Genomic DNA, 6,518 nt, shown 5'->3' with positions numbered 1-6,518 from the left:
ATCGTGCGCGTCGCGGCACGCAACACCGTGCACAAGGGCGACGTGCTGCACGTGACCACCGACCCCCACGACGTCCACGTCTTCGACGCCGACACCGGAGAGCGACTGTCGGCCTGACCGACAGAGGTCTTGGTGCTCAGCTCGGTAGCCGGATCTGGCTCATCCCGCCGTCGACACCGAGCAGGGTGCCGGTGGTCGACGCGCTGAGCGGGCTGGCGAGGTAGGCGATCGAGTGGGCGACCTCGTCGGGCTCGACCAGTCGGCCGATGGGCTGCCGCGCCCGCAGCGCCTCGGCGGCCGCGTCCGGGTCGTCGGCCTGGTCGAGGAGGCGACCGATCCAGGGGGTGGCAGCCGTGCCGGGCAGCACCGCGTTGACGCGGATACCTTCGCGGACGTGGTCGGCGGCCATCGCGATCGTGAGCCCAGCCACAGCGCCCTTGCTGGCGGAGTACAACGCCCGTTGGGGTACGCCGACCGCGGCCACGACCGAGCTGACGTTCACGATCGCCGCGTGGTCGGAGGCACGCAGGTGGGGGAGTGCGGCGGCCGAGACCCGGGCGGTGCCGACGACGTTCACGTCGAGGAGGTGCGTCCACTCGGCGTCGTCGTTCTCGGAGACGTCGCCGATCGCGCCGATGCCGGCGTTGTTGACGAGCACGTCGATGCCGCCGAGGGCCTCCGCCGCCTCCGCCACGCTCACGTCGACGGCGGCCCGGTCGGTGATGTCGCAGGACAGCTCCACGAACCCGCTGTCACCGGTGACGGCTCGGTCGATGATCGCCACCCGCGCGCCCCGCTCGGTGAGCAACCGGGCGGTCGCGGCGCCGATGCCGCTGGCCCCTCCGGTCACGAGGGCGGTCAGTCCGTCGAAGTCACTCATGTCATCTCCTGGAGTCGGGGGTCGACGTGGATCTTGGGAGCAGCAGTCGCGTCGTCAGGACGCCATCCGGCCAGTGCGTCGTGCGTCCGGTCAAGGGGTACGACGGCGGCGACGAGCGGACCCGGGTCCACCGCACCGGAGGCGTACGCCGACACGGTGCCCGGCAGCCCGGCGGAGGCGCCGAGGATGCCGACCGCGGTCACGTCGTTGAGGGCGATCTCGCGGGAGTCGACGAGGCTGGGCTCGGCCGAGAGCCCGATGAAGACCACGCGCCGCCCGGGTTCGACGAGCTGCACCACTCGCGCGGGGACCGTCCTCGCGTTGGACGCGTCGATGACCGCGTCGAACGGCACGTCGGGCAGGTCCGCCAGCGTCGAGGTCGGGCCGACGCCGTACGCCCGGGCGAAGTCGAGACCCGGGCCGGCCACTCCGGCGAGGTGCACGTGCACGCCGTCAGCGCGGGCGAACTGGGCGGCGAGCAGGCCGATGGTGCCGGTGCCGACGACGAGCAGCCCCTCACCGGGCGCGACGGCCGCGGCCTGGACGGCGCGCAACGCGTTGCCACCCGGCTCGACCATCGCGCCAGCGGTGTCGTCGACGTCGGCGGGGAGGCGCAGGAGCGCGCGGGCCGGGACCCGCAGCTTCTCGGCCAACGCACCGGGGTAGCGCCCACGGATGCCGATCTCGGACCGGGTCGCGCACACGTGGTGACGTCCACCGAGGCAGCGTCGGCAGGCTCCGCAGCCGAGCATGGTGTCGCCGGTGACACGGCGGCCGACCCAGCTGTCCTCCACGTCGGAGCCGACGGCCGCGACGGTGCCGCACCACTCGTGGCCGGGAGTCAGCGGGTAGGTGGTGTGCCCCTTGCGCAGATACTCCATCTCGCCGCTGAACAGCTCGGCGTCGGTGCCACAGATGCCGACGCGTGCCACGTCGACGACGACGTCGTCCGGTCCGGGCTCGGGGTCCGGAACCTCCTGCACTTCGGACCGGCCGGGACCGGTCAGGACGAGGGAGCGCACCTCAGCGTGGCGCGATCACGGTCTGGCGCTGCGTCCCGAGGCCGTCGATGCCCAGCTCCATGACGTCACCCGCTGCGAGGAAGACAGGTGGGTCGAGGCCCAGCCCGACACCGGGCGGGGTGCCGGTGTCGATCAGGTCACCTGGCTCCAGCACCATGAACTGGCTGAGGTAGTGGACGATGAAGTAGGGGTCGAAGACCATCGTCGCGGTCGATCCGCGCTGACGGCTGACACCGTTGACGTCGAGCCACATGCCCAGCGACAGCACGTCGTCGATCTCGTCCGGCGTGACGAGCCAGGGCCCGGCCGGGTTGAAGGTCTCGGCCGACTTGCCCTTGGACCACTGTCCGCTGCGCTCTGTCTGGAAAGCTCGTTCGCTGACGTCGTTGACGAGCACGAAACCGGCGATCGCCTCCCTGGCCTCGTCGACCGAGTCGAGGTACGACGTACGCCGGCCGATCACGATCCCGAGCTCGACCTCCCAGTCGGTCTTGGTCGAGGTTCGCGGGATCCGCACGTCGTCGTAGGGGCCGACGATGGTGTTCGGCGACTTGGTGAACAGGATCGGCTCGTCCGGGACGGGCTGGCCGGTCTCGGCGGCGTGGTCGCTGTAGTTCAGACCGATGCAGAGGATCTGGTGGGGCCGGGCGATGGGCGCGCCGATGCGCTCGCCGGCAAAGGTGTGCACGCGGCCGATCGCCGTACGCTCAGCGACCAGCATCCGCACCCTCTCCAGACCGCTGGAGCCGAAGAAGGCCTCGTCGTAGTCGGTGACGGCGTCGGACACGTCGACGTACGACGTGTCGTCGACACGGACGACGGGTCGTTCGGCGCCGACCGGGCCGAGGCGCATCAGCTTCACGGGGTCTCCTGTGGGGTGAGGTGTCCGGACCAGGGATGGGTGGCCAGGCCGGTGCAGCCCGGCTGGGCGAGGAAGAGGCTGCCCGACAACGGGAACTGCTGCTGCTCGGCGGCCGAGAGCTCGCCCCGTGCCGTGGTGATCAGCAGCTGGTCGAGTGCGGGGCCGACGAAGGCCAGGCTCGTCGTGTGCGGCGCCGGCAGCTCGATGACGTCGAGCAGGTCACCGGCGGGGGAGTAGCAGCGCACCTCACCCCGGCCCCACGCCGCCAGCCAGAGGTTGCCGGACGCGTCGAGGCACAGGCCGTCGGGCACCGCGTCCGTGAGCTCGAGCGCCGGCTGGCGTGGTCCGACGGCTCCGCTGTCCTGGTCGTAGTCGCGGACCCAGACCTGACGGCCCGGGAGGCTGTCGGTGCTGTAGAACAGCGAGTCGTCGGGGGAGAACGCCATCCCGTTGGCGAGACCGAGGTCGTCGTCGAGCACGGTGGTCGTGTCCCCGTCGGTGCGGAGCAGCCGCTGAGAGTGCCGCGCTCCCGTCAGCGACGCGGTGCCGACCAGGAATCGTCCGCGCGCATCGCACACGCCGTCGTTCCACCGGTCGTCCGGATGGCCGAGGAACAGGTCTGGTCCCGAGGCCCGCGAACCGTCGGGGGCGATGCGGGTCAGGCGGTGGTGCTCGGCCGCGACGAGCGATCCGTCGACCGCCGCCGCGACGGCCCCGACGTGGAAGTCGAACCGATGCTCCTCGTCCACCTCGACCGTGCCGGAGCGCAGCTGTCCTTCGAGGACCAGGCCCCGGAGGATGTCGACCCAGAGGATGCGCTCCCGTGGCGCGTCCCAGACGGGGCCCTCCGCGAGCTCGTGGACGGGGTCGGTGACCTGCTCGGCGGTGCTCACGCGCGAGGGGAGCTCGCGGTAGCGTCGATCACGATTCCAGATGCTAGACCCTGAGTTTCGAGAAGTGGAACCGATGACCTCACCTCGCAGCGGCCAGTGGTACGCCGGGACCGACCGCAACGCCTACATCCACCGTGCCTGGATGCGTCGTGGCCTGCCGGCGCACGCGTTCGACGGCCGGCCGCACATCGCGATCGCGAACACCGCGTCGGACCTCACGCCGTGCAACGCACACCTCGACGAGGTCGCCGCCAGCGTCAAGCAGGGGGTCTACGAGGCCGGCGGGATCCCGCTCAACCTCCCGGTCGTGTCCCTCGGCGAGACGCTGGTCCGCCCGACGGCGATGCTGTGGCGCAACATGGCGGCGATGTCCACCGAGGAGATGCTCCGTGCCAATCCCGTGGACGGTGTGGTGCTCCTCGGCGGCTGCGACAAGACGATCCCCTCGCTGCTGATGGCTGCGGCCTCGGTCGACATCCCGGCGCTCGTCGTACCCGGCGGGCCGATGCTGACCGGCACCTTCCGGGGTACGCCGCTCGGCTGTGGCACCGACGTGTGGCGGCTCAGCGAGGAGGTGCGTGCCGGGACCCTCTCCGAGGACGACTTCATGAAGTCGGAGTCCTCGATGATCCGCAGCCGCGGGCACTGCAACACCATGGGCACCGCCTCGACGATGGCGATGGTCGCCGAGGCCCTCGGTGCCACCATCCCGGGGATGGCCGGCACCCCGGCGCCGGACAGCCGGCTGCTCGAGGGCTCCCACGAAGCAGGACGATTGGCGGTGGAGATGGTCGCGGCCGAACGTCGGCCGAGCGAGGTCTTCAGTCGCGGGTCGTTCCTGAACGCGATCGTCGCCCTGGCGGCGGTCGGCGGCTCCACCAACGCCGTGGTCCACCTGCTGGCGATCGCCGGTCGGCTCGGTGTCGAGCTGAGCCAGGACGACTTCGACCGCACCGGCGCCGACGTCCCGCTGTTGGTGAATCTGCAGCCCGCCGGCAGGTTCCTGATGGAGGACTTCCACCGTGCGGGTGGACTGCTGGCCGTGCTCCGTCAGGTCGAGGACCTGCTCGACCCCGACGCGATCACCGTCACCGGACGACCGCTCGTGAGCTACGTCGGGGAGGCCGAGATCTGGGACCGCGAGGTGATCCGGCCTCGTGCCGAGCCGTTCCAGCCTCATGCCGGCATCGCGGTGCTGCGCGGCAACCTGGCGCCGACCGGCGCGGTGATCAAGCCGGCGGCGGCGACTCCCCCGCTGCTCCAGCACCGTGGGCGAGCAGTGGTCTTCGACTCGATCGAGGACCTGCACGCGCGCATCGACGATCCCGACCTCGACGTGGACGCCGACTCGGTGCTCGTGCTCCGCGGGTGCGGGCCACGCGGCTATCCCGGCATGCCCGAGGTCGCCAACCTGCCGCTGCCCAAGAAGCTGCTCGAGTCCGGAGTCCGCGACATGGTGCGCATCTGCGACGGCCGGATGAGCGGCACGGCGTACGGCACGGTCGTGCTGCACGTCTCGCCCGAGGCTGCGGCCGGGGGACCGCTGGGCCTGATCCGCACCGGCGACGTCATCGTCCTCGACGTGGCCGACCGGCGACTCGATGTCGAGCTGTCCGACGAGGAGCTCGCCGCGCGCACGCCGGCCGAGGAGGCAACCGCTGCCTTCGCTGCTCCGACACGCGGCTGGGAGCGCCTCTACGTCGACACCGTGCTCCAGGCCGACACCGGCGCCGACCTCGACTTCCTCGTCGGGTCCAGCGGGGACGCCGTGTCCCGCGAGTCGCACTGAGTGAGCACGGGCGGCGTCGTTCCGCTCAGGGGGCAGCAGCGGTCGAGGAGCGTACGACGAGCTCGGTGGCCAGCTCGACGTGGTTGGAGTCGATCTTCTCGCCCGCGACCAGTCGCAGGACCGTGCGCAGCGCGACGGCGCCCATCTCCTGCAACGGCTGACGCACCGTGGTGAGTGGCGGCGAGGCGATGCGCGCGATCTCGGTGTCGTCGAACCCGACGATGCTGAGGTCGTCGGGCACGGCGAGCCCGACCGACCGGGCCGCCTCGATGGCCCCGCACGCCAGCTCGTCGCTGGCGGCGAAGATCGCGGTCGGTCGATCCGGGAGCGACAGCAGTCGCGGCGCCCCGCGCAGGCCGTTCTCGTAGAGGAAGTCCTCGGTGCTGTGCACGTACTCCTCGGGCAGCCCGACCCCGGCCCCCTCGAGGGCCGAGCGGAAGCCGGCCAGCCTGGCCAGGCTGCACTCCGCCGCGGCGCGCCCGCCGAGGTAGGCGATGCGCCGGTGCCCGAGGTCGACGAGGTGCCGGGCCGCAGCCTGGCCGCCTCGGAAGTTGGTCGACCCGACGCTGACGATGTCGGGCGAGGGCACGTTCATCGGGTCGATCACGACCAACGGCAGCCGGAGCCGCGCCAGGGCCTGGATCTCGTCGTACCCGAGCTCGTCGGTCACCGCGATCACCGCCCGGCGGCCGTTCACCGCGAGGTTGCGGGCCCAGGTGGACGCCTCGATGCGAGCCGATGGTCGCTGGTCGACCGACTTCACCCCGACGGTGACGGCGACTCCGAGATGGGCGGCGGCGACGGCGACGCCCTGGACGATCTCGGCGGAGTAGGACCCGATCTTCCCGCGCAGCGTCAGCTCGATGGTCGGGTGCCGCTCGATGGTCTTCAGCCGACCGCCGTAGTCGTGGGCACGGAGCATCTCCTGCACCCGGGCCCGGGTCGCCGGGGCGACGTCGCGCCGGCCATTGAGCACCTTCGAGACGGTGGCGACGGACACGCCCGCCGACGCGGCCACGGTGGCCAGCGTGGTGCGGGGCTCTGTCGTCGACATCTCGTGTCCTCTCACGTG

Annotated in this window: 6 protein-coding genes; 1 reads left to right on the top strand and 5 read right to left on the bottom strand. The window is 71.6% G+C overall.

The window, feature by feature from the left end; translation table 11 throughout:
• Window positions 1–136: 136 nt before the first annotated feature.
• From H976_RS0118795 to H976_RS27265, 4 genes are read right to left on the bottom strand one after another with little or no spacing between them, the layout of a single operon-like run.
• On the bottom strand, window positions 137–880 hold the full coding sequence (locus H976_RS0118795; RefSeq protein WP_027862803.1) for an SDR family NAD(P)-dependent oxidoreductase: 744 nt from the start codon (window positions 878–880) through the stop codon (window positions 137–139).
• Window positions 877–1,902, bottom strand: coding sequence for a zinc-binding dehydrogenase (locus H976_RS0118790; RefSeq protein ID WP_027862802.1), 1,026 nt, complete (start codon window positions 1,900–1,902; stop codon window positions 877–879). Before H976_RS0118790 ends, H976_RS0118795 begins: the two co-directional genes overlap by 4 nt.
• A 1-nt stretch (window position 1,903) precedes the next feature.
• Window positions 1,904–2,755, bottom strand: a complete 852-nt coding sequence (locus tag H976_RS0118785) for a fumarylacetoacetate hydrolase family protein (RefSeq protein WP_231388989.1) — start codon at window positions 2,753–2,755, stop codon at window positions 1,904–1,906.
• 5 nt (window positions 2,756–2,760) lie between these two features.
• Entirely contained in the window at window positions 2,761–3,657 is an 897-nt protein-coding gene (locus tag H976_RS27265) for an SMP-30/gluconolactonase/LRE family protein (protein ID WP_036227356.1), read from the bottom strand.
• Between the two features lie 73 nt (window positions 3,658–3,730).
• On the opposite strand from H976_RS27265, the gene H976_RS0118775 reads away from it, so the two are divergent.
• Window positions 3,731–5,446 (top strand): dihydroxy-acid dehydratase, encoded by a 1,716-nt coding sequence (locus H976_RS0118775; RefSeq protein WP_027862800.1) that lies wholly within the window; start codon window positions 3,731–3,733, stop codon window positions 5,444–5,446.
• Window positions 5,447–5,471: 25 nt separating this feature from the next.
• Here the strand turns inward: H976_RS0118775 and H976_RS0118770 are convergent, their stop codons facing one another.
• Entirely contained in the window at window positions 5,472–6,500 is a 1,029-nt protein-coding gene (locus H976_RS0118770) for a LacI family DNA-binding transcriptional regulator (RefSeq protein ID WP_027862799.1), read from the bottom strand.
• Between the last annotated feature and the right edge of the window lie 18 nt (window positions 6,501–6,518).

This window comes from Marmoricola sp. URHB0036, assembly GCF_000426045.1.
Lineage (GTDB): Bacteria > Actinomycetota > Actinomycetes > Propionibacteriales > Nocardioidaceae > Marmoricola.
Note: the sequence above shows the minus strand (reverse complement) of the source record. Positions and strands in the feature narration are given on the sequence as shown.

What these genes read in the sequence shown, in the direction of transcription:
- H976_RS0118795 (WP_027862803.1), bottom strand. Translation starts at nt 880, where the DNA reads ATGAGTGACTTCGACGGACTGACCGCCCTCGTGACCGGAGGGGCCAGC.
- H976_RS0118785 (WP_231388989.1), bottom strand. Translation starts at nt 2,755, where the DNA reads ATGCGCCTCGGCCCGGTCGGCGCCGAACGACCCGTCGTCCGTGTCGAC.
- H976_RS0118775 (WP_027862800.1), top strand. Translation starts at nt 3,731, where the DNA reads ATGACCTCACCTCGCAGCGGCCAGTGGTACGCCGGGACCGACCGCAAC.
- H976_RS0118770 (WP_027862799.1), bottom strand. Translation starts at nt 6,500, where the DNA reads ATGTCGACGACAGAGCCCCGCACCACGCTGGCCACCGTGGCCGCGTCG.